The sequence below is a fragment of the Wolbachia endosymbiont (group B) of Xylocampa areola genome (genome assembly GCF_964028205.1).
Taxonomy (GTDB): domain Bacteria; phylum Pseudomonadota; class Alphaproteobacteria; order Rickettsiales; family Anaplasmataceae; genus Wolbachia.
Window position 1 is genome coordinate 1,083,792 of sequence record NZ_OZ034771.1, and the last position, 25,514, is coordinate 1,109,305.

Consider the following 25,514-nt stretch of genomic DNA (forward strand, 5'->3'; position numbering starts at 1 on the left):
TCAATTTATCGCTCTGCTCATTCCTTTAACTACTGATGTTCCATTTAAGAATATATCCGGCTTTTTAGATACCTCTACTTTCCTTGAAACTTCCTGATCTAAGACTTTAGAAGGCCTTTCTACTTTCTGTTGTAGCAGTACTGTTTCTTTTTCCTCTTTTAAATTGCTTCTCAAATGATCTAGAAACTTATCAGTTTGTTTAAGTTCTGGACATGCTTCTTTTGCAAATAAATATAAGGTTTTTGCTATTTCAGAAAATCTTCCATCTATTATTTTTCCAATTATAGCTGATTGCACTGCCACGGGATCAAAGTTTAGATTTGTCAATGATACTCCTGACTTAATAGCAGTTTTATTCAACACTTTCTCAAATCTATTTGTAACATTTAGTGCATAACCTCTCGCTTCTAATAAAGGTATAGATTGATCTACTGTAGATATATATTGTTTACCCGTAAACTTTCTTACAAGCACATCAAGTAACATTATCGTACCATTTACATCCATTTTTGCATCTACTTGTGAGATTGGACTTTTAGTACTTGATACTACTTCAGGTTTAGAACTTAATAATCCACTCACAGAGCTCCTTATCCAACCAAATAAATCATTTATCCATGAAGATGATCTTGTACCACTACTTGCTATTACCTCAGGTTGATTGTTTAAATCCATAACAAGAGATTTTCGTGATGAGTAAACATGATGATCCCTGTGATGATGACGACGTTTGCGGTGTTGTGTTGTTTCTACTCCTTCTTGATTAAAACTAAAAACATCATCGTACACTTGATCCTTATGTTCTTTTTTCACAACATTAACTTCTCTTGCTGTACTTATTTCTTTCTCATGATCTTTTAACACTATCTCTTTATCAACAAATTTTATTGATAACGTTTTCATCTTAGGTGTTTTATAGAATTTACTAAGTGTAATACTGCAAAAATCATCTTTAGTAATAGTCGAATCAAAAGCATTAGTTATTATTAGATCATGACCATTACTACGAACAAACGTATTGTTTCCTCCTTTTCTAGGCGTGATAAGCTCAGCATCTTTCTCCACATCTTGACCCGTTACCACAATAATTTCTTTATCCTTTTCAAAGATCAAAGGTAGTGGCTTTAATTCTAATTCAGAACTTATTTTCATAGGCGCACTATCTGAGATAATATGAAGATTTTCATACCAATCCAAACCGTCTTTTAATCTTACTGTTAGCACTTCTAATAAAAAACTTTGTCCCATTTCTGCTTCTAACCTAACTAGCAAATCATTTCCATCTTGAAAAATTCTTGGCAGATTAATATGTATTTTCAAATCATCTTGTATTATTTTTATCACGTTACGTAAATCTAACGTATCTATAGAACTTGCTTGATCAGGATTGTAGATGTTTATTTGTGGCATAGAAAAAATATTATGTTCATATCTTTGCTCACCTGAGGCTATAGTAATTACGTATATGTTTTTACCACCATTTCCAATTAAGTGACTGTTATAGATTGGATTATTGTAAATTACCTCACACTTCCCATAGCCAACAAGTATAGATTCATCACCATCTTGAACAGCGATAGTCATATTGAGTTTATTTGCTATAGCTGGGTAACTTTCTATAATTTCATCAATAGTTTTATTAGTATTCTGTATTGCATACAAGTTTCTTTCCTTACCTACTTTTATTTCAGCACTGTCTTTTAATTGATAGATTATATTGTTCATTATGTTATATGAGATAGATATACTAAAGTTACTATTTGCAACTTTTGAGGAAAAATCGAACTTTATACTATTGTGATCTTTAATATCAATACTCTGAATATCAGCAAGCAAGTAGTCGAATATAAACCTATGGTTATTTTCGAAATTAGCAAGTAATTTAACAGATGCACTACCTTTTTGAAATGGTACAATATAGTTAAAGTTACCTTTGAGTGCTAGATTATTTACTTCAGTGTAATTTCTAACTATTACTTGTATATCATAGACACAGTTATTATCTTTTATTTCCAAATAATCAAGTTGATCTTCCTTACCACCATTACCATCCAAGAATTTAGTTTCACATGCACTAAATATATGATCTGCCTTAGCTTTTCTACCAAGCACTCTTTCTACTGAATTAATTTGAAATCCAGAATAACCATATCTGTTGTACACAATAGTGCCAATATTTGTATTTAAATACACATTCACACTCACAGCTTCTTGAGCAAATCCAGTCAGATCTAAGGTATCAATTCCATCTTCTCCGTACAAGGACCCTTCTATCAGATCTCCCTGTAAAACAAAGATATCATTCTTATTTCCCCCATAATATTCTTTAGACCCATCATTCACTACAAATACGTTCGGACTATCCTTAAATCCCCTGGCATAATCTTCACCTTCTCCTAAATTAATTAGATTATATCCTTCTATCTTGTTATTAGATAAACCAATCGCATTTTCGCATAAATATGACCCATAATTTGGAGCAGGTTCGTCATTTCCCTGCGAGAAACAAAACAATTTTCCACCACTTGGATTATTCGGCCTTGCTCTACTCCATTTTATATCGGTTCCTTTTCCATCAAGCAGTACTTTACTGTCTAAGTCTATCTTAAACTTAACTTTGCATTCTTCAGTGTAAAGTGTAACATTAATTCTTCTCATGCATAATTCTCCAAATCCAGCGCCATCACACTGAAGCACTTGGTATGGCACCTGACGACAAGAACTAACAACTGATTGACCAGTAGGGAATACATAACTTTGAATATCATTATGCTGCTTCAAATACTCAAATCCTTGCTTAACTAATTGGTTGTAAAGTTGTTTTTCTTCTATTAATTCTTCTATATATTGTTCAGGTTGCATACCTATAAATGCACGCAATCCTTCAATAAATTTTTCTCTTCCACTTAAGTGAATCAATTGATCAATCTTATCAACTCTCTTTACTGCCATGTAAACATCAGTACCAATAAATACTACATCTCCAATTTCTGCTCCAATTAGTCCAGTAACACTTGATATTCCTTCTAATATTTCAAAACCTTCAGCAACTTCGATGCCAATCTCTGCAGTATTAACACCTAGGTAAATACTATCTCCTACTACGCCAACTAATTCTTCTTCCGTACCGTTTCTAAATGCTTCTACCTGATTTACCAGATCATAAACAACAAAGGTAGAAGTACCACGAGCAAGAAAAGAAGATGCTACTCTTAAAGATTTACCGAGTAATGCTTTTCCTTCTGAGAGTAAATTTAATCCTTTACGAGATGCAACTTCAGCAACTTTAGCAAATCCTTGACCACCGGCAATAAAGCCAACATTAATCGCTACACCCTGATAATCTCTGTTTAAAAAATCAGCTAAAATATTTTTAGCCATCATTCCATGCATAGTTATGCTAGAGATTTTTTTTACTCTATTTAAATGATTCATGACCTTCTGATTACTGGTAAGCCTATTGACCAAATTGCTAAACCTACCCTTAACTTGCACTTTATCTGCTAGCTCAATTAGCTGAGAACGTTTTTCTTCTGGTATATCTTTTATATAGTCAATAAACTTTTTACTATCTATTTTAATTTTACTAAAATCTCTTTTCTCATCTTTTTCTGTATTGAATTCATCTACGTCTTCCCAAGACAGTTCACATTTCCCAATTTTTGCTTCTCTTCTGTTCCTTAATGAACTCGTACTCGGCAAACATTCTTCAACTTTACTCCTTTGATATATTGCAGAAGCCCTTTCTAGTAAATCTTTTGCTCTCTGAACATTACCTAAAGCTCCATCGGCAATAGCTAAATCTTCTAAGGCTATAGCTACTTCAAAATGATTTTCTCCATAATGCTTCTCTAAAATAGGTAAAGCCCTTTCTAGCAACTTTTTTACTCCCTGAGTATCACCTAAACCTCTATAGGCGATACTCAAATTTACTAATATTTTACTTACTTCAACATGATCTCTTTCATGATATTTCTCTAAAATAGATAAAGCTCTTTCTAGCACCTCTTTTGCTTCCTGATTATCACCTAAGGCTATATAATCAGTGCCTAAACTTTCCAGAACCATACCTATTTCAAAATGCTCTTCCCCATAGTGCTTCTCTAAAATAGGTAAAGCTCTCTCTAGCAACTCTTTTGCTCCTTGATAATTATCAAAGTATCTATAGATGGTACTTAAATTTACTAATATTTTAGCTACTTCAACATGATTTTCTCCATAATGATTCTCTAAAATAGGCAAAGCTCTTTCTAGCAACTCTTCTGCTCTTCCATAATCATCTAAAGCTATATAAGTGATACCTTGATTTGTTTTAGCTATAGCTACCTGAAAATGATCTTCTCCATAATAATTTTCTAAAATAGGTAGTGCCCTTTCTAGTAACTCTTTTGCTGTCTGATAATCACCAAAACCTCTACAAGCAATACTAAGATTTACTAACATTTTAGCTGACTCAAAGTGCTCTTCTTCATAATTGTCACCTAAAATAGAGAATACTCTTTCTATTGACTTTTTCGCTCTTTCATAATCACCTAAAGATCCATAAGCAATACTCAGGTTTATTAGTACTTGAGCTAATGAAGAACGATCCTCCCGATAATGATTCTCTAAAATGGGAAAGGCCCTTTCTAGTAACTCTTTCGCTGTCTGATAATCATCTAAAGCTCGATAGCTGATACTCAGATTTACCAGTGTTCTAACTAATTGAAAACGCTCTTCTTCATAATCTTGCTTTTCAATTTTTAAAGCTCTTTCTAGCAAATCTTTTGCTCTTTGGTAATCACCTAAAACTAGATAACTGTTGCTTAGATTTACTAGTCTTTTAAATACTTCAAAATGATCTTCTCCGTAATGCTTTTCTAAAATAGGCAAAACCCTTTCTAGCAACTCCTTTTCTCTTTTGGGATTACCCAAATTAAAATACCCATCACTCATCCATGTCAACAAATTTTCAAGATAATCCTTTTCTATTTTTTCTTTATCTTGAGGGTTCTTTTTTAACCAACTATCTATACGTGATAAAAATGCCTCTAAGTGCGGTAATAATTCTCGTTTCTTTAAATAGTCTTCTAATTTATCACCATTATAAGGAAAACTTGCTCTGAGTAGCTCGAAAGTCTCTTTCATAACTTCCTTATTCTTACCTTTCTCTACCAACGCTATTTTTGTCACTTCTTGAACTAATTTATGAATACTCAACACACCTTGCTCTTGTTCACCATTAACCATAGAATATTTTATAAGTAAACGAACAGCAGACCTTAATTCCTCTTCATTATTTCCTGTCAAATCTAAAAAGAATTCTCTACTAATATTGTCAGGTGCAAGATAAGAGATAACATCAAGAATCCTTAAAGCTAAATTTCCATGCTTTTCATTGCTTGCTATCTTATCGGTTGTAATCTTCCAAGTTGTGAAAGTTGTTTTTGCATAGTTATTATCAATTCCTCTAAATCCTTCATAATTAAGCAAATCTTTCGCTTTTTTCTCATATTCCTTTAGGTAATCATCTATATCAAATTTTCTAGTAACTCTTTGATCTTCAATATATGATATTGCTTGCTGTATAGCTAAAGGAAAGTGTTGTAATTTCTCTACCAAAGCTTTTATCTTTTCATTTTGAGATTCATCTTCTATAATCAAGCCCTTTTTTACAAATTCTATCGCTTCTTCTGACTTTAATTCGTTCAGATTAATAACTTCTATCCCCCTTTCCCACTCTCGATTACGAGAAGTAATTAAAATATAAGGTCCATTACCACCCGGTAATGAATCATGAATTGGTAAAAACTTATTCAAATAATTACTTTTCTCGGCATCATCAAAAATAAACAAGCTTTTACTATTACTAAAAAAATTGTAAACTTCTTCTACGATAGATCTTATATCCTTTTCTTTTCCATTTGCATCTTTTGTATCAATTTTTAGCTTATCCTTCGCTAATCGAGTAAATGATTCAACAAGAGCTATCTCACTTTCAGCATTGATCCATATAACGTTGTCATAACAATCTTTACTATATTCTTGAACATATTGTCTAGCTAACTCAGTTTTTCCTATTCCTCCTAAACCGCTAATTGAGGTTATTTGTGATATTACTGTTACTTTTTCTGAATTAAGTTGTATCTTATTATGTAGGTCAATTAACTCTTCCCTTCTTCCAGCAAACAAAATTACTGGCTTTTTCACATTAAACCAAATAGGCTTTCTTACTTGCTCTCTTGCTACAACTGCATCATATATCTTATCAAGCTTTTTATCTATTTTCTCGAAACTTTTTTCACTTTCTTTCCTTCCTTCTACAATAGAATCTGCTATCTTGTGACGTTGCCTACTGGCTTCCTGATATTGACTCATTAATTCATCAAAGACTCCCTTAATCTCATTTTGATTACTTTCTATGTAACCTGATAACTCATTAAAATTCTTACCTATATAATCCTCTAATTCATTGAAGTTTTTTTCAGCTTCCTGTTCCATTTCTCCTTTGAATTTGCTTAGTAACCTCTCTTCGACTAACTTCGGATCTTGCTTATTAATCTCATTCAATAATTCATCTTCCCATTCTTCATTTGTTTTCCCATCTGACTTTAAAACATACCTATACTCTTCTCTGGGAGGATTTTCTTCACTGTATTCTTTCATGAATTTTTTTATTTTATTTTCCAACTCCCACTTCAAAAGAAGACGATAGCCATATTTGCTAGTATCACTCTTTCCGTCTATTCTCCTATAGTATTTATCAGCACGACCATCGCTCTTTATCGTTACTAATCCCGCTTTATCAAATATTTCTGCAGTATTCCATGAATTTTTACTTTCTAAAGTATGTCCTAGCTTAATATGAGGAACACCAGTGTAGGTTTGTTTATATCTTTTTGATTTTCCAAAAATAATACCCTCAGTAATTGAGGAAGCACAAAGCTCTTTTTCAGTATTTTTTCTATAGTAATCAACCACTCTATTCACAGCATCTTCTGCTAATTTTGTCATTGCTCTCCGCCAACTTCCTTCTGCTGTTACTTGTATAAATTGGCTCTCAAAACTTTGAAAGATTTCAATACCAGATTTTACTAACTCTTCCCTGACTTTGATTGGATCCTTTTTAAATATATACAATTGATCTATCAGCTTTTTAAGCTCTGCTCTATTATAACTACTACCAATGCTGGATATTGTTGCTCGAAGAATGTTAATTCCAATAAGAGGAATTACTTTTGATTCCGCTTCTCCTTGTTCTGTTCCACCTTTTCCTATATATATTATCATATTAACAAAATCAGCCCATTTACCTTGCTTTCCTCTTTGATTTTCTAGTCTCTTATAGTACTCTGATAAAGAGCGTTCATAAATAAAAACAAAATCTTCAACAAACTTTCTTAGCTTTTCATGTACTTCCTCCTCCTGTGCAGAAAGTCCTTTTACTTGATCAGAAAATTTTTTTAAATGTTCTTCTAGAGTCCTAATAATCTCTCCCTTATTTTGTTGCTTAGCAATATCTAGTGGAGTTTTACCTTGATTATTTTTAATATTTGGGTCTATACCAGACACATTCAAAAGAAGTTCAACAATGTCTTGATGATTTTTGCTTACAGCAACATGTAGTGGTGTATTACCACCATCATTGAGATCAATATCATTAATATTTTCTACTTGAGTAATTAACCCTTCAATTTCACTAATCTTATTTAGCTGAGGATTATCCGTTCTATGCTCACGTATCGCAAGAAACAACTTGGCAATATTAATATCATTAGGGTTATATTGACGTCTTATTCTATTTTTAAATTGAAAAGATTTTTCTTCCCTATCTAACTTAACTGCTTGTGAATCTGTCCTGAGATAATCTATTACCTTCACCATAAAGTTAATTACTTATTTTATATTTAAATTTAAGATCATATTAGATTTTATTATATATTAGTAAATGAAATCGATAATACAAGTAACTTTTATAGATATTGTATCTTTAGGCTATTTTATTTAAGTTTTTGAGTTAAGCTTGTAGAAGGGCTTTGTTCTATCTTTAAATTTCGTTTTTGCTATAAATCACCTAAAATTTTCTTTACTATTGTCAAATCAATTATTATTAATCTAGCAACATATTACACTAATAATTTAAATAAAATAACCATTTCTAGGACTCGAAATCAAGAGACGAGAGAAGAGTTTGTTTTAGGATGCGTTGGTCTACCGCTAGATCCGTGCGAACTTTTCTTTATATCAATTTATTATATAGTAAAAGCAGCTATATTAGCCTACTTCAGCCATATTTACATGCGAACCAATTTACTTGGCTTTGTTGCAAAAATTTCAAGCTTCTATTTTCATAACGCAGCTTTTGCTTAAATTGTTCTCACAAATATACGATCTTTTTATGTTTTTTGGAGAAAGTAAATAATTCAATTCCTTATAACACTAATTAGTATGGTCTTTTCATTAAATTTATCCTTTCAAAAAGACTATGCTTTATTCACCTGCTTTAATGGTATTATAATATTTTACACCTAAACCTACTCTATAAAAATTCACAATACGAATTAGTAAATAGATTATATTCAAATTGATTGTATTTATAATATATAGCGCATACAATATATTACTTGTTTATTTTAGTAGGGGGTATAGGTATGTTTAGTTTTAAGCAGGTAGTACAATATAATTTATTTGGTAGTAACGACCTTGAAGGCAATTCATCTTGTGAATTTGAAGATTTTCCTGAAGAGGTATTTGAGATTAGCAATGAAGAAAATCAAACAATAGATAGTTTAGAAAGCAAAATAGAAAATCTACAACAAGAAAATTTTGATCTTAAAAAAAATGTAGAGTTACAAAAACACTATAAGAAAAGAGTAGAAGAGTATTACGAAGAAGTAAGTGAACTTACCAGAAAAATGCAAACCCTAGAAGGGAAAATTAAAAAGCTTGAAGTTAAATTACAAAAAAAGACGAGAAGTTTAACTGAAAATGATCAAGACATCGAACAGCTAAAACAGAAAGTAGAAATGTTATTATTAGAAACTCAGAACAAAAGTGATGTAATTAAGAACTTAAATAACCAATTAAAAAAGGCAAAGAATGAAATTCAGTTAACAGACAAAATAAATGAAGAGTTACAGCAAAAACTGGATTTGACTGAAGCTGAGTTAAACAGAGTAAGAAAAGAAAGTACAGTGCTGATAAACAGTATAGAGGATTTGAAAGGTGACTATGAAAATCAGATATTAGAAAAAGAGAAGGAACTTAATGATGTAAGAGATCAATTTTGTATTTATTTATTAGAGTATAAAGAACTATTTGCAGAATTCAATAGACTGCAGAAGGAAAACGAAAGTTTAAAACAGAAAAATTTCTATATTAGTAATGAAGTGTCTCTTACAGATGAAATAAACAAAGAAAACGTAAGAGAAGAAATAGCAAAGCTTCAGTTTGTACCTGAAGTGAAAATTAAACATATTATTGATAATAATGACCAAGAATCAACCTTACCAGATAGAGAAGCAGAAAATTATCGAACAAGTGAAGATAAAAACCTTGAAAATAATGATTTCGAGATTGGATTATGGAATGAAGCTGACGATGAAAGTAGCGATGACCAGAAATCAACCTGGCTATATGGAAAAACAGAAAATTGTCGAACAAGTGAAGATGAAAACCTTGAAAATAATGATTTCCCAATTGAAGTATGGAACGAAACGGATAGTGAAAGTGACAATGTTAGCCCTTGCCCTGATTATGATGAAAGTTTTGGTAGGCGTTACAGTCAACTATTCTATGATGAAGCCATAATTCATAAAGAAAAAGATACTTTTGTTTTAATTCGTCAAAAAGATTCTTTTTCTTTAGCGAAAGTAAAACCGAATACAAGAGAAGAAGAAAAGTATGAAAGTATTTGGCAAAAAATAAATAAGATCCATGATTATCTGGACACTTTAGGTTACTCTGGTAGCGAAGAAGATTATGAGGAGTGCGAAAAAGAACTTGATAAAGTTATAAACGAAGCACTGAAACAAGGAATAATGTTCACTTTTCCATATAAATCTGATATGTCCTTGATAGATCGTATAGCTGACACATTCCCAAAGCTATATTTATCTGCTGACACTACTCGAATTTATGAGTTTTTACACAAGAAAAAAATATTTCAGATAATATCAGAAGGTGCATCTTTAAACAGATTTAGCGATGAAGAGCATGGAGATGTAGTAAACGTAATTTGTTCAGATAAAGATACCTTAGGTCAGCGAAAAGCAAACCTTTCAAAGCTGAAGGAGTTAGCACTTGAAAGTATTATAAGTAAAAATGAGCAAATTGATAAACATGACTTTGAACTAGAAATAGATAATGGATATTTTTGTATAGATTACCCACAAAATAGTACTATTGAAGTTGCAAAGATATTCAATAATCAAAAAGCTAAAGATTTAAATCTAAACATTGGTGTACTTCAAGTTGGAAAAAGTATAATTAGAGTTGAAAATATAGGAGGAAGTAGAAATTACACAGACGTATCAGGAGATAGCATTAGAATGTCTTTTACTACCGAAGTAGGAGAAATCAGTATTCATCTATGTCCTAGTGAGAAAGATAGTAATAAAATAGAGGTGAGGCTTGTCGATGAAGTAAGATTTAACAAGTTAGAGAATAAATCAAGTTTAGGGCAGAGTTGTCTGTTAGGGGGAAAAAGTGTTTTGACAGCTATAGAAAATGGATATTTCGAAAGAAATAGTAGTGTTTTTAAAGAGTCAGGTAAGACTATTAAACAGTCAGAGTGTACAATGGAAAATCCATCTAGCTTTCTAGAGGGGGTGAATAAAAATCAATTACTCAGAGTAAATGCAAGAGCTTATGGTCGGGGATTATGATAGTTGCTGTACATTGTAGATATAAAAATAAGGGGGATGAAGATGCGTTTTAATTTAGAGCCGGGAGGTGCTTTTTGTAATGGTAAAAATAAGCTTGTAACTGTTAAAATAAATGATGAAGAAAAGATTAATTTATCTGTAATAGTTTAGACTTAATCGGGAATGTTCAAAAAAGTGTGTCAAGCCGCATTTTTAGTTCAACTCAATTTTCAATCTGTTGGGAAAGAAGATGTCAAGTTGAGACATAGTTAAAGCCCAATTAGGGAGAGCCATAATCCACTTTTGCTCCACTTTTTTTATAGCACAATATACCAACTTATACAAGGCATTTGTACTGGTAAATGAGCCCTTGGTTTTAATGAATTTCCTGATTCATCTATGCAACCCCTCAATTGGATTGGTGGTATAAATTAGCCTTCTAACAGGGCCAGAATACTTAAAATAACCAGACAAATTTTCCCAATTGTTTTGCCACGATTTTATGACCAAAGGATATTTTTCACCCCATTTTTCTTCCAGCTCAAGCAAATAATTTTCAGCGATTTCTTTACTTGAAGCACGATATATTTTTTTCAAATCATTCATGAAAATTTTCACATCTTTGCTGGATACATATTTCAATGAATTTCTTATCTGATGCACTATACATATTTGTACTTCTGCTTTGGGAAATACACTATTTATAGCCGCAGGAAAACTTTTTAGACCATCAACACATGCAATCAGAATATCCTCTACCCCTCTCTCTTTTAGGTCATTTAACACTCCTAACCAGAACTTCACTTTCGGCTAAATAAAAGCCTAGTACTTCTTTTCTGCCATTTTGATCTATGCCTAATATATTATACATGCATTTACTTACGCAATGCCCGTCCTCCTTGACTTTGAAAAACATGCCATCCATGAATACTATTGGATATACAGATTGCAGTGGACGACTGCGCCATTCATTGATTAACGGCAGTAATTTGTCGGTAATACTTGATATCTCTGCTGCAGATATTTTGTGGTCATACATCTCCTCTACATGCGATGCTATGTCCCTATACCCTTACTATTACCCACAAATGTAAATGGACTTATAAATAAAGGATTAGAATATTAAAGTTTGTGAATATTGAGGGTATAAAAATGGCAAACAAGGGTAATGAATGGGCTAGAAATGAATTGGGGGATGCTGCACTTGGAGATAAAAGACTGACAGATCGATTAGTAAATATTGCTGATAGTTTAATAAGTTTACCTGAAAGTTCAATCAATCAAGCATGTGGAAGTTGGTCAGAAGCAAAAGCAGCTTATCGTTTTTTTCAAAATGAGAATGTAAAAGGAAGTGATATCTTAACATCGCATATTGCAAAAACTGTTGAAAGAACAAAAACTCATAAAAGGATTCTTGTGATTCAGGATACAAGTTGCATTTCATATATGGGACATGAAAAAATAAGAGGATTGGCAGTTGTTTCAAAAAAACAAAGTAAAGGTATTATGATGCACACAGCTTTTGCGATTAGTACAGAAGGCTTGACATTAGGAATACTAGACCAAAAGCTTTACTCGAGACCATCTATATCTAAAGAAGACCAAGAGCTAGAAAAAAGAAGACGTTGTAGAAACGTTAGTATTGAAGATAAAGAAAGCATAAAGTGGCTAGAAAGTTTAAAGAAAACAAATGAAATTATAGATTCAACTCAAACAGAAACTATAACGGTATGTGATAGAGAAGCAGATATTTATGATTTTTTTGAGCTTGCTTACCGTCTTAATTCAGCGGTTTTGATAAGAGCTTGTAGAAACCGAAACGTAAATAAAACATCTAGGTATTCTCGAGAAGAAAAATTATGGCAATTTATAGAAAGGGTTCCTTGTACTGGAAAAGTAGAAGTTGAAATTCCGGCTAGAGATAACAAGCCAAAAAGGATAGCATCTTTAGAAGTTATAGCACTTCTCATAATAGTCCAAAAAAGGTAAGATATGGATTTATAGTAGTGATGGTAAGCATGCCAGCAGCATATAGTTATGACTTAAGGAAAAAGGTAATGGAAGCATTGGATGAAGGAGAGAGTGGAGAAACTGTTGCCAAGAGATTTAAGATTGGAGAAACAACTTTATATGAGTGGAAGAAAAGACGTGAGAAAACGGGAGATTTTCAATCAAAAAAGCTTGGAAGCGTGGCATAAAATTACCGACTGGAATGCATTTGCCGAATTTGCAAATGAGCAAGGTGGCAAAACTCAGTCAGAGATGCTGGGGCAATATTAGTAGACAAACAATTCATCGAGCACTTAAAAATATAGGATTCACAAGAAAAAAAAGACCTACGGATATAAAGAAAGAAATGAAGAAAAGCGAGCTCAATTTTCAAAGGTTATAGCAACAAAAGAACCTAAAGAATTAGTATATATTGACGAATCTGGAATAGATAATACAGAAGACTACCCATACGGATACTGCAGAAAAGGAGAGAGGTTTCATTCACTAAAATCAGGTAAAAAAGCTCAGCGGGTCAGTATGATTGCAGCTCTAAATAAAGAGAAAATCATTGCTCCATTGACCTTTGAAGGATATTGCAATAAGGATGTTTTCGAGGCTTGGTTTGAGCAGTTTTTAACTCCAATTTTAAGGTCTGGCCAAACTGTAATTCTTGATAACGCTACTTTTCATAAATCTAAAAAAATAGATAATCTTGCTAAAGGAGTTGGTGCTGAAATTCTTTATCTTCCTCCATATTCTCCAGACTTTAACAAAATTGAGCATCAGTGGTTTGCTATAAAGAACAGAGCTAGAAAAAATATCCCTATTTTTAAGTCTTTCCGTCAAGCTGTTGATTCTGCTTTTTTATTCTGACTATTATGAGAAGAGCTATACTTGGCACTGAAGCAACGAATGCTGAGGTGATAAGAACACAGCTAGAGTATCTTTACTATGGAATTGTTTGGAGCAATGGTGGAAGTGATAATATTAATTATGTCAGCAGAATGATCTTAGGTCAGCTAGTACTTATTTCTAATATTATTAAGCGTGAAAAGTTAGGTAAACATATTTTTATTTATGATCAAAATGATAAAATGGTTACTGGATCACAGAAACGCCCAGAAGCAGCAAAAGAAAGTATTGAGGATTGTGTTACAACTATAGTGCTAACTTTAGGTAAGAAGGTGCTTATACTCAACATAAATGAAAAAAATGAATTTGCATTGAGAGTGCCAGATAATAAAGGAATTCCTATTGAAAATATTAGGAGAATTCAAAACGTCAATGACATAAAGATACAAGAAATAACCTGTAACTTATACAGTACGCCTAGTAATAAGAATCCATTTGATCAGTACTGTAATAAGAATAAGGGAATTACAGTAAATACGTATGACTCATTGGACAAATACAAAAGAGGTAAAGAAATTTTACAAGGTAATTTTACTCGAATTGTGGAAAATAAAAAATTTAAAGCAGCTTTGAGCAAAGCTATAGAATCTGGTAAATATGATGATTACAAAAAACTATTTGAAGAAATTTCTCATATACTACATCCTTTCAAATCATTAATAAGCAATGAGGCTACATTTCAAGCTGTATTGCATGGTTTATTTAGTAGCTACGGAGAAGATAATATAAAAGTTATTACTGAATTTCAAATAGGTGGTGGAGAGAAGTTGGATGTTATGTTGGTTATAAATGCTACTGATCAAAAAAAAGAATACCCCCCAGTTGGAATAGAGCTAAAATTTGCTAAGAAAGGAGAATTGGATAAAAAAGAAAAAGATGCTAAGGACCAGTTGAAAAGATATAAAGAAGGTGAAGCGTATAAGGTAATTACTGATGCTGGCAAAGTGAAACTGATATATGCTGTTTTTAATAAAGGTGCAACAGATGAAGGTTCCCTTATAAAAATTGGTAATGAGTTTGTAGAGGTAGATGTAAGACATAGCTCTGTGGTTGCTTTTGGTCAACAGCCAGGTAGTCTCCAACAACCTTATGTTAAACAAGCAGGTCTATCTCGAGCAGTTAATCAGTGATCTAGTCTTAAGAAATAGTCATCTTAAGTAGGTTATGCTGTCGGGAAGTTTTGTGACAAAGTTATAGAAGGAAAACAAAATGATCCTGATACGAGTACATGGAGTGCTGTTAAAAGTTCGTTTTCCGATACATTTATTACTAAGCATAATATGAATTACATTTATAGTAATCAATCTCCAGTGAATTCCTTAGATAGCTAAGAGCTAAAAGTATGTATTGTGTAAATAGTTACCAAGGCTGGAAGGTTTTGAACTTTTTTTCACAACACTGATGTTCTTGCTAAAATATTTTTGAAAAAGTTAGTTGACTTATAAATAATTCTCTACTAATACTGGCATGTGTTTGTTTATTCTGCTGAAGTGGCTCCGCAGGTTACTGTATAAACTTCAGCAGTTTCCGTGCTCCTTTAAAGCATCATGCTCTTATAGTAGTGATATCAAGTATAGGTCTTAACCATGTTGATTTATAGTAAAATTAGCTCAAATTTGGAGTCATAAGCAACTTTTAACCTCTCTATATACTCCATTGTTACTCACCATAAAAACTTAACAAAAGCTTAACGACGTGAGCAGTAAAAAGATTATGGTTATTGACTTAATGTTACATATCGCATACAATGTATCATATATCTTAGCTTAGAGGGATAAGTATGGGTGAGTCTACTGGGATAGTAAAATCTATCATCAATCTACTAAAGCCAAAATCCAAATCAGAACTATATGATTTCGAATATGAGTCCATTATAGAACATCTATCATCTAAAGAGCATTTATTAAATGAGCTGATGAATGATATGTGGTACTCAGGAGACTTACCATCAGTTAGAAATCATAATGAACTACCTTCTTTAATTGATAGCAAACTTGGACTAAGCGAGCAAATTTGTGTTTGGTTTGCTCTAGATCATGACCTTACACCAAGTCAAAAAAATTTAAACAAAAAGTTACTTAGTGCTCTAAAATGTTTAGCTTCTAACTGTGGTTCATTTGATAATACTGAGCCCCTTGAAGAATTTTTATATGATAATAGAAACAATAAAGATTTAAAAGTAATTCTTAACCTAAGAAGAGGAGAATCTCAATCAACAGTATTGCATGCAATTGCAGGAGCAAATATTGGTGGATTTCGTCGCATAGGAAATCAGGCTATAGATTTACTCTTAGAAGCAGGCGCAGATCCTAACATACAAGATAATAAAGGAAAAACACCATTATGCCTTGCTGCTGCCAAAGGTCATTACGATAATACAAACTCTCTCCTCTCAAAAGGAGCTAACCCTAATATAACAAGTAGAAAGGGTAAAACTCCACAACAAATAGCAACTAATAAACTCTGCTATAATATAGAAGAATTATTTTTAACTGATAAACAGAAAAAGATGAATAAGGAATTGTATGACTTACTTGCACTAGATTCAGACTGCACTAAAAATTTAAAGGAGTTTTTAAGTAAGCATAAAAGAGACTCAGACCTAAAAGTGGTGCTAAATATTCGGCACGGAATGGGTGAGTCAAAAGTGTTCTCATATGTTGAACGTTTTGCTTGGGACAATGAAGATCTTGCTCAAGAGTTAAGAAAAATATTTCTAGAAGCAGGAGCATTAGATTATGATAAAAATATTATTTATCGTCAGCAAAAGAAAGGACAGGTCAGTAAATTACTCGTTAATTTAACCTCAAATCAAAAGGAAAAGTTAAATGAGTTTTCTGATAAGGTGTTTCAGGCTCAAAACATGGCTGAACTTGAAGAGATTGTAAACGATGCTATAAAGTCTGGTGTACGATTAAACTATTCTCTTTCACAAGATTTCTTTTCAGGTAATGAATACACTTTTACCGATTATGTGATGAAAAAAATCAGTGAGTTGGAAAAAAATCCTAAAGTTGCTAGTAATATAATATGTCAATTAGTATCAAAAGGGGCAGTGTTTGGTAATACAGTTGATGCTAACACACTGACACCAGAATTTAAAGAGCATAAAACTAACCTAAAAAAAGCTTATATAGATTATGTTAGCAATTCTCATAAGTTTATTGAAATCGCAAAAAATGCAACCAATAGCGAGCTAAAAGATGTAAGAGTAGACAACTCCGTTTTTTACTTAGAATATTCTAAAGATAGTAAAATAGACATTATAAAGATAACAGATGGGACAAGGGATTTAGGTCTAACCGATGGGGATGTAAAGTGTGGAAGAAATATAGTAAAGATCGGTAAAAGTGAAGTAGAAATTAAAACTGAAGATGGCATAAGGAATTACACAGATCTTACAGAAGGCAGCGATATAGTATTAACTTTCTATACCAGTTTGGGAAATGTAGACGTTAGGCTGTATCCTGACGTACAGAATAAAAGCAAAATTATAGTAGAAGTGAGTAATAGAGAAGAAATATTAGAAAAATTCAAAGGTCGCGAAGAAGAGTTAGGCAATGATTGCGAGCTTGGTAACTACTGGGTCTACGATGCTATTGAACAGGGATATTTTGAAAGATCTGGTGGATTAATGCGTCCTGAAGTAATAAGCGAGTCTAACAACAAATGGACAGAACGTGAAGAGTTAAGAAGGACTTCTGATCCTAGGAGAGAAGTTTCTAGGTAGATTGATTTGCTAAAAAAGTTGAAGATTATTATTTAAATATAAACTACTATAATTTATAGGTTAAGGAGTTCGTACCAATGTCTTCTAAGAATACTCTTTTATGTTGTTTTTAAGCTGGCTACAAAATGAGGATATGGAACATACAATGGCTGGGCTGCCTTTTACACTCCAGATCTACTATTAAAATATGCAGCTAAAATTGGATACATTTTCTACCATTGTCGTATCTAGTCTGTTAAAATCTTCAATATTTATATTGATATCTTCGCATAATTAGGTGTCAACTTTTGTAACATTGATTTACTTTTCTATATCAATCTCAACATCTTTTGGTATGGTCCTTGATTCCTCTATATCAACTGCAGTAGCGGCAATTTGGCTATTTTTCCTATTTCTCAGCAATACCTTTCAATAGTTTTTGGTGTTTTCAGTTTCTCTCCTTTTGTTCTTTTTATAAATGGTGTAATTACGCCCCTAATCCATAAAATTTCTCTAATTGCTCACCCCACAGCATCGGTATTTCTCTTAAATCCACTAACCTCAAACCCCTTGGCTGCCTCCCATTTACTATATCTTCTTTAATTTTTGGTGCTAAATAATTTAATCTTAAAATTTGTTGTATACGTCTTGTACCTATATTAACTTTAGCACTCAGCTCTTTTATATTTGCGTATTTTCCTTCCTCTAGCTGACGTTTCCATAGGTGAGCCCTCACCACTGCTTTTAGCAATGCATTATTTGTTTTTCCTTCTGGCTCGATTACTGTGCATTTATTTCCTTTCTTCTTTATTGATATAAATTTTTCCTCTGATTCAGAACATAACTCTATTCCATCCTCTCTCACCAATACTGCTTTTATTAACTTTTTCACTACTTCTTTCTGCTTTCCAAAGCTTAAATTTTTCCACTCTTCCGCTTTTTCTCCCCGTTTTTCATATAATTGCTCTGCTTCTTTCATCACTTCTTTTTCTATTTCTCCAGCTACTATAGTTCGATTTACCGATTCACAATTTTTCCCTCCTAGATGATTGTTACATACATAGTATCGATACCTTTTATTCTCTTTTTTCGAGTATGTCAGTGTCATATTTACATCACAGCTCTTGCACTTAATTATTCCCTTTAGCAGCGCTTCCTCATATTTTGCTTTTCTATATGGCTGATTCTTTATTAACTCTTGCGCTTTTTGCCATTTTTCCTCTTTTATTATTGCTTCATGCTTTCCCTCATACTGTTTGTCATAATGCCTAATTTTTCCCATATATATTGGATTTGTTATTATTCTTCTCACCGTTGCCTTTTTAAAGATACCTGATTTCGTCCGGTACCCTTGGCTGTTTAACTCTCTTGCCAGTTCTACCATTGACTTCAGCTCTATATACCTCTCAAATATATGTTTTACCAACTTTGCTTCTTTTTCATTTATTATTAATTCCTTATCTTTCACATCATACCCAAGCGGTAAAGTTCCACCCATCCATAATCCTTGTTCTTTTGATGTTGCTATTTTATTTTTTACTCTTTCCACTATCATTTCTCTTTCTAGTTGTGCTGCTCCTGATAACACCGTTTGTACGAACTTTCCCATTGGCGTATTATTGTCAAATATCTGCGTTACTGCTACAAAATTTACTCTATGTCTTCTAAAAAATGACGTTACTTCGATGCTGTCTTTTGTTTCCCTTGATAACCTGTCTAGCGTATATACTACTACACAATCTACTTCTCCTCCTTTAACATCTTCAAATAACTCCTTTATTGCTGGTCTTTCTAAGTTTTTTCCTGAATATCCGCCATCATCGTACCTTTTTGCCAATGCTACCCATCCTTCTCGGCTTTTTATATATTTTTCACATGCTACACGTTGCGCATCAAGACTATTAAACTTTTGTTCTAGACCATCTTCATTTGATTTTCTCGTATATATTGCACATCTTACTTCTTTTAGCATTCTCTCTCCTCAATTTCCACTTTTGTCACGCATCCCGAATAATAAAGGTCCGTTGTAGCTCATTCCCATTATTTTCCCGGCTACTGCTGACAATGACGTAAAAAATTCTTCTCTGTAGATTAAACCCTTATCTGTTACCATTACCGCATGCGTCTCTTCCCCTCTCTCTAATATTAATTCTGTCCCTTCTACTGGTAATTTATCGCTACTTATTCTTTTTCCTTTCTCTAGCCGATCTGCCAGATACTCTAGTCTTTTTGTCCCCTTTCTTGACATTTCTCCATACGCTTTTTCCTGCATTCTATAAGCTAATCTTGGTATCAGATATTTCTTTGAGTATCTAGGCGCCTCTTCCCCATATACCTTCTTCCATATTTTTCTCATTTCACCCAAAGGTTTTTTCTCTAAATTCATTACTTTCTTTTCTATTTCTTTCTCCATATTTTTAGCCCTTCATAAATAGCTTTTCAATTCTGTCTATTTCTTTCTTCAATATTTCAGTGATCTCCTTACTGTTTTTCGCATAATCCATTGCTGTCATTCCAAATTTATCCGCTTGTTCTATTTCTCCTCCAGCCTTCACTAATTCTTTCACTATCTCTTTTTCGCCTATCATGCATGCAAGGTGCAGCGATGTGCATTTATTTCCATATTCTTCCGCATTTACATTCCCTCCTGATTTTATCAATTCCCTCACGATTTCTAGACGTTTCTCCGTTACCGCTAGGTGCAGTGCTGTGTATCCTTCTACATCTTTAGCATTCACATTCGCTCCTTTTTCGACTAATAATCTCACTGTTTTTGCGTCTACTGCATAATGTAGTTCCCTTTTCGTCTCTTTCTTTTTAAATGAGCTCTCTAATAGAGATTTCTCTTTCTTACCAAGCTTTATCATAATCTACCCCTACCTTTCTTTAAACCTAAGCCTTCCTTTTCACCACCTCATCTATCATCTCATTTACTTGGCTGATTATCTTGCTTGCTAAATTTTGACATTCTTTCTTTATTAACGATTTGTCTCTCTTCCTTATTTCTTCTATCTCTATTATTTTTAACTCTGGTAAATAACTCCCATTCAACATGTCTGCTATTTCTCCCACTAGCCCCTCTATTCCATAGCACGTCAGTTCTCTACTTTTTGTTATTCCTCCTTTTTCTCTCAAAAATTTACTTGCCTTTTCACTCTCTTTGCTATCACATAGGCAATACTTTTCACTTTCCCAGATGTAATACATTGGTGTTGCACCATACTTATTCAGTTGATTAACTTCAGCTCCTGCCTTTACTAGCTCTTTTATTATTTCAACTCCTGCTCCTCCTATTTTGCACGCAGAGTGCAGTGGCGTACATCCAGTAACATATTGAGTGGCATTTACTTCTGCTCCTTCTCTTAGCAGCACTTTTACATTTTCTAAGCTTTTCGCAAATACTGCACAGTGTAGTGGCGTATAACCATTTTTATCTCTTGCATTAACCTCTGCCCCTTTTTTTATTAATAATCTCACTGTTTTGTAATCAGAGATTTCTACTGCTTGATGCAAGATCGTCTCTCCTTCTTCATTTCTTTTATTAATATCGTTACTTGATACTTCTTTAAAAAACTTGCTAAAACTCATTTCATACCTCACAAAATTAGCTTTTCTAGCGCCAGACAAATTTCTTATATTTACCTGCTGCTATTCAAGTCATGTCCTTTTTAGCATGAGAAAGCAAGTCCTTTTCTTTTTATTTCATACACTTTTACCTATTATTAATATAATATATGAGGATCTAAATATAAGTACTTAACTTATTAGACATATTACTTGACTATTTTTCCAACTTCTGTGCAAATGTCTATGTTCGTGCCACTTCAGTACTCCTGGGTAAAATACTAAAATGTAATTTTCTAATTCGTGTATTGAGTCTTTTTGCTCTGAATCCAAATCATTTTTATAGTAAACGTTGTGTTCTGCCAAACCATATTTTGTAATCTTCTGATCTGTATAGTTTTCTATTTTGTAGTGGTGAGTAACGCTAAACCTTTCTAAAATTGGCTTGTGTTTTAAATTCCAACGTTGCCCTGAAAGTTTATCGTTTCCCAATACAAATTTATTTCCTTCTTCTTCTATTCTACCAACTGGAAAACAGCTATTTATTTCTCCTAATTTCCAGCTATCTGACAGTACAATCTGCGCTTTTGCAAATTTAATCGATGGTAATAAGCTTTGAGTTAGAGGATACAGGGCTTTTAAGTTATACCACTGATGACTTCTTTCATAAATGCCTTTGTAATCCTTTGTGTGAGGCTCTGTTTCCCCAAGCACTGCTACATTCAACCGATATATGTCATTACTAAATGCTTGTTCATAATGCTCTCTTAAATAGTTGTCTACAATCTCTACTAACGGACCTCTAGAACTGAAAAAATTTATTCTTCCAAACGATAACACTGGCCCATTTTTTTCAACTTTTATACCAGAGTAGTCTGATAACAAACTTCCAAATAAACTTTCATCTAAAATAAACCTATCAACGTTATAGTGATCATTGAAAATCCTCATTAGCCGCGATCTTGCTGGTAACGATAGTTTTGCAAGTTCTACTACTGCATCCACAAAAAAGTTATTTGGAACATCCCTTATCCCTATCTGCAGTTCAAAAAAATGTTTTCCAGGTGGCTCCTCAATGATTGTAATATCTTCTATATTTGCCCACTTTAGTGCTATTTTGAGTGATTCTGGGGTTCCTCTTAAACGCCGAAATTCTACCCCTTCTTTTATCGCTCTTCTTTTGTCTTTTGCCCAGCGTAGAATTTCTTCTAGGCCATATTCTTCGATTAACCAAGGTAATATTCTTTCTTCTAATCTAAATTTAAACCCTCTTATCCTGATTGGATCAACCCTATAATCTGTTGCATCTACTAGCGCTTTTTCTTGTTTTGTTGCATTTGGTGGCAGTAACATTAATTCAACTCAATCTTTAAATTTCTTAAGGCAGCACACTCATTCCCCAATACTACAACATCCTCTTTTGGCTCGATTAATTCTACGTTTTCTACACCATCTACAAATAAATTGGCTATTATCCATGATCTTGTAACATTCCATCCCAGCCTTCTATTTGCTTCAAACTTCTCAATAAACTGCTTCTTGATTTCCTCCTTCGATATTACAGGACTTATGCTCATTCTGCTGTGAATATCTATTTCCGTAATATTGCAACCAATTACTGTTATCGTATCTGTTAAAACCCTTATATCATCTCTAGTAACCTGCTTTTTTACAATTTCTAGTAGCTCTTCTGACACTATGCCAGTTGTGGATAATTGTGTTGATAAGATTGAAATTTGTACTTTCCCTGGTATAGTTGATTCCACTAGTGCATCTTTTACTCTACTATCTGCTGACAGTGCATGATATCGATAGTGTTCTTTGCTTCCACACGTGCTTGAGCCCACTATTTTTGCTTTTACCCTCTTTCTAAATCTTTCGTCCTCTTCTTCTTTTTGTCTTTCCACTCCATAAAACTCAGCCAAATTATCAAGATCTTCTCCCGTTGCAAATTTCAGTAAATTACCCTTTACAGCTTCGTTTATCCTTTGTCTGAGTAAAAGTTCTCGCCATGCTGCTACCTCCAGAATCTTTATCGCTGGATCACTTTCAACTAATGCTGTAAAACTTGCGTCACGCTTCACCAATTCTTCCCTCATCCGAGACAGAATTTCTTCGAAGTTCAGTGGCTCAATAATGTTAGGCTGCTCCATCTTTATACCACAACTCCATCAAAGCGAATATTTTTTCCACTTGGTAAGTACAATCCTTCTAGGTCAAACGTTACTTTTCCTTCTTTCACTTCTGTTATTTTTACTTTTTCTAACTTAAATCTTTTTTCCCATTTTTCCAGTGCTTCTGCTGTTGCTGCATAGATTTCCAAAGTTAAATCTCTATTTATTGGCTTATCTACTAATTCAAATAATCTTGACCCATAATCTCTCCTCATTACTCTGCTATTAATAGGGGTAGTTAAAATATCTACGACAGATTGCTTTAAGTGCTCTATTCCTTCCAATTCCTTTCCCGTGCTAGCATTCATGCCTCTCATTCTGCAAATACATTTTTGCTAACACCTATCACTTTAAAACTACACGATACCAAGTCTCCTGTTCTTGTTACTCCCATACCGTTCACAAATACGCTGTTTGACCCTTGCGTTAGTGTCTCCCCTATAGTCAAGATATCACCCCTACGACACACAGATCTACTATTTACAAATACGTCTTCACTTCCACTCATACAAACATGAACCGGTATTCCTGTACAATTATCCCCTACACAAACGATTGCTTTACCCATATGCTAGTTTAGATCTATTCTCCTTCCCTTAAGTTTTATTCTTTCTTTTGTCATTTCTATACTCGATTCTCCAGCTTTCAGTGTTATTTTATCTACTACTTCAATCTCTAAATGATGTTTATCTTTATCGTATGACAACTTTGTTCCATCTTGAAATGTTAAGCTACTCACCTCTTTTTTATTCTCTGATGCAGGGTATTTTTCCTGGTATATCCCTCCTAACACCACTCCTAACGATAATTCGCCAAGAGGAGAAAATATCATAACCTGTTCACCGATATCTGGTGGAGACCAATCTCTATCTTTTCCTGCTTTGCTCGTTATCCATGGTAAATAATCTGTTAAAAATTCTCCTATTTTAACTCTTACTTTTGCTTTTTCATAATCTATTTCTTTTACAACTCCTATACGAACAATGTTGGCCATTTTCCTCTGTAGTTCCGAAATTGCAAAATTATTTTCTAACATTTATTTCACCGATTTCTATTTTGTGTGGCATAAATTTTCCTTCTTTCCAAATAGATCGCCCTACGTGTATTGTATGCACCCATTCAACCATCCACACGAGATATGCATCTAATTCTGGCCTAAAATCATCTCCTCCTCCTGATATAAATTCTCCTGGTGAAACATTTTTCACGTTCCAAGTATTTTTATTTACTACTTTCGCAACCTCAGCAGCTAATGTTCTGACAATAAGAGAAGCATTTTCGATTGTGCTATCAATCACAATTCGTGCTTCAAATTTTGCTCTTAGCGCCAGCTCCTCTGTTCCTGGATCTTTTCCTTGCTCTAGACTTGATAATTCTATAAACACCGCTGGCGCTAATAATTCTTTTCTTATCGATGGATAAATTTCACAAGTTTGAATTGCTGATATTTCTTTCTTTAATGTAGTACAAATTGCATTATGCAAATCCTTCCAATTCATCATACTCTGCAGCTCAATTCACGTTTAAAAAATTTTGTAAAGACTTTCTCAACTTCATAATTAACAAGATTCCCTATTATTCTTGAAGCATCAGGTTCGAGTGGCAACTTAACTTCCTTTATTGGTAATGCTGCTCTTCCTTCACGTTTAAAAATACCGCTATTTCCTTTTGGCATAACTGCTGCAAATCCTCCTATAAACTCATGCTTTCCTACTTTCGATCCTCTTCTTGTTTTTTGTATTTTGCCAATTGTCGATGCTCTAATGTCATAGAGATTTGCTCTAATTGACACTTCTAATCTGCTAGTTTTCGCCTTAAAAATTCTTAATCTCTTTCTTATCAAACTTAATTTTATCTGCTTTTCCTCACTGATTTCCTTAGCTGCTTGCGCTTTTAACCATAGTGCCGTTTTGTTTAATGCCTTTACCGTTGCTAATTCTACTTTTCTTCTTTTAGCATTTACATTTTCTATTACCTCAACTTCTATATGAACAGACATTTTACACCCCAGACGCTTTTATTTTCCACGTTATTCCAGACTTGTCTCTAAGTGGCGGTGAGTGTACTTTATATCTTCGATCACCTATAACAAAAACATCTCCTACTATTGGCCTTAACACATCAAACGCACTTACTTCTAACGCTAAAGTTTCTTCCACAAATTGTCCTTCACCAATCTCGTATAATTTATCTGGCTGTTGCTTTAATACTTGTACCATGTATGACTTATCCTTTGATTTATACAAAGCCACTTCTCCTAAATGGGCAAAACAATCTTTTAGTAATCTCTTAATATTCTCTTGCATTCTTTCATAAGTA

16 protein-coding genes and 3 pseudogenes are annotated in these 25,514 nt (G+C 33.2%); 5 read left to right on the forward strand and 14 right to left on the reverse strand.

Annotated elements, in window-relative coordinates; translation table 11 throughout:
• Positions 1–7,863, reverse strand: coding sequence for a tetratricopeptide repeat protein (locus ABWU35_RS05280; protein ID WP_264685421.1), 7,863 nt, complete (start codon positions 7,861–7,863; stop codon positions 1–3).
• A gap of 767 nt (positions 7,864–8,630) precedes the next feature.
• Between ABWU35_RS05280 and ABWU35_RS05285 the strand changes: the two genes are divergently transcribed.
• Entirely contained in the window at positions 8,631–10,865 is a 2,235-nt protein-coding gene (locus tag ABWU35_RS05285; RefSeq protein WP_149168904.1) for a hypothetical protein, read from the forward strand.
• 192 nt (positions 10,866–11,057) lie between these two features.
• On the opposite strand, the pseudogene ABWU35_RS05290 reads toward ABWU35_RS05285, so the two are convergent.
• Positions 11,058–11,916, reverse strand: a pseudogene (locus ABWU35_RS05290) (IS256 family transposase); the annotation flags it as partial.
• A gap of 80 nt (positions 11,917–11,996) precedes the next feature.
• Between ABWU35_RS05290 and ABWU35_RS05295 the strand changes: the two are divergent.
• The 4 genes and pseudogenes from ABWU35_RS05295 to ABWU35_RS05310 form a co-directional block, all read left to right on the forward strand.
• Positions 11,997–12,800 (forward strand): annotated as a pseudogene (locus ABWU35_RS05295) (IS4 family transposase); the annotation flags it as partial.
• Between the two features lie 62 nt (positions 12,801–12,862).
• Positions 12,863–13,709 (forward strand): annotated as a pseudogene (locus tag ABWU35_RS05300) (IS630 family transposase).
• 5 nt (positions 13,710–13,714) lie between these two features.
• Positions 13,715–14,878: a hypothetical protein gene (locus tag ABWU35_RS05305; RefSeq protein ID WP_265028116.1), complete on the forward strand. Its 1,164-nt coding sequence runs from the start codon at positions 13,715–13,717 to the stop codon at positions 14,876–14,878.
• A 650-nt stretch (positions 14,879–15,528) separates the two neighbouring features.
• Positions 15,529–17,478, forward strand: a complete 1,950-nt coding sequence (locus ABWU35_RS05310; RefSeq protein WP_265028115.1) for an ankyrin repeat domain-containing protein — start codon at positions 15,529–15,531, stop codon at positions 17,476–17,478.
• Positions 17,479–17,944: 466 nt separating this feature from the next.
• Here the strand turns inward: ABWU35_RS05310 and ABWU35_RS05315 are convergent, their stop codons facing one another.
• From ABWU35_RS05315 to ABWU35_RS05370, 12 genes are all read right to left on the reverse strand, one after another.
• Positions 17,945–19,429, reverse strand: a complete 1,485-nt coding sequence (locus ABWU35_RS05315) for a recombinase family protein (protein ID WP_265028114.1) — start codon at positions 19,427–19,429, stop codon at positions 17,945–17,947.
• A gap of 9 nt (positions 19,430–19,438) precedes the next feature.
• A complete protein-coding gene (locus tag ABWU35_RS05320; protein WP_264687084.1) occupies positions 19,439–19,870 on the reverse strand; it encodes a DUF2924 domain-containing protein in 432 nt (143 codons plus the stop codon).
• A gap of 4 nt (positions 19,871–19,874) precedes the next feature.
• Positions 19,875–20,324, reverse strand: coding sequence for an ankyrin repeat domain-containing protein (locus ABWU35_RS05325; RefSeq protein WP_265028113.1), 450 nt, complete (start codon positions 20,322–20,324; stop codon positions 19,875–19,877).
• A gap of 25 nt (positions 20,325–20,349) precedes the next feature.
• Positions 20,350–21,045: an ankyrin repeat domain-containing protein gene (locus tag ABWU35_RS05330; RefSeq protein WP_265028112.1), complete on the reverse strand. Its 696-nt coding sequence runs from the start codon at positions 21,043–21,045 to the stop codon at positions 20,350–20,352.
• 168 nt (positions 21,046–21,213) lie between these two features.
• Positions 21,214–22,374 carry a phage tail protein gene (locus ABWU35_RS05335; RefSeq protein ID WP_019236496.1) on the reverse strand — a complete coding sequence of 387 codons (1,161 nt, stop codon included), beginning with the start codon at positions 22,372–22,374 and terminating at the stop codon, positions 21,214–21,216.
• Complete coding sequence (locus ABWU35_RS05340; RefSeq protein ID WP_019236497.1) at positions 22,374–23,174, reverse strand: baseplate J/gp47 family protein; 801 nt, start codon at positions 23,172–23,174, stop codon at positions 22,374–22,376. The genes ABWU35_RS05335 and ABWU35_RS05340 overlap by 1 nt, the downstream gene beginning before the upstream one ends.
• A 2-nt stretch (positions 23,175–23,176) precedes the next feature.
• Positions 23,177–23,512, reverse strand: a complete 336-nt coding sequence (locus ABWU35_RS05345) for a GPW/gp25 family protein (RefSeq protein ID WP_264377328.1) — start codon at positions 23,510–23,512, stop codon at positions 23,177–23,179.
• Positions 23,509–23,763 carry a PAAR domain-containing protein gene (locus ABWU35_RS05350; RefSeq protein ID WP_015587734.1) on the reverse strand — a complete coding sequence of 85 codons (255 nt, stop codon included), beginning with the start codon at positions 23,761–23,763 and terminating at the stop codon, positions 23,509–23,511. The genes ABWU35_RS05345 and ABWU35_RS05350 overlap by 4 nt, the downstream gene beginning before the upstream one ends.
• Before the next feature lie 3 nt (positions 23,764–23,766).
• Positions 23,767–24,231, reverse strand: coding sequence for a phage baseplate assembly protein V (locus ABWU35_RS05355; RefSeq protein WP_264685667.1), 465 nt, complete (start codon positions 24,229–24,231; stop codon positions 23,767–23,769).
• Positions 24,218–24,694 carry a hypothetical protein gene (locus ABWU35_RS05360; RefSeq protein WP_041581447.1) on the reverse strand — a complete coding sequence of 159 codons (477 nt, stop codon included), beginning with the start codon at positions 24,692–24,694 and terminating at the stop codon, positions 24,218–24,220. Before ABWU35_RS05360 ends, ABWU35_RS05355 begins: the two co-directional genes overlap by 14 nt.
• The gene (locus ABWU35_RS05365; protein WP_265014497.1) at positions 24,694–25,194 is read right to left on the reverse strand and encodes a phage tail protein; all 501 of its coding nucleotides are present in this window, start codon (positions 25,192–25,194) and stop codon (positions 24,694–24,696) included. The genes ABWU35_RS05360 and ABWU35_RS05365 overlap by 1 nt, the downstream gene beginning before the upstream one ends.
• A 1-nt stretch (position 25,195) precedes the next feature.
• Positions 25,196–25,501, reverse strand: coding sequence for a hypothetical protein (locus tag ABWU35_RS05370; protein ID WP_214303342.1), 306 nt, complete (start codon positions 25,499–25,501; stop codon positions 25,196–25,198).
• Positions 25,502–25,514: the final 13 nt, after the last annotated feature.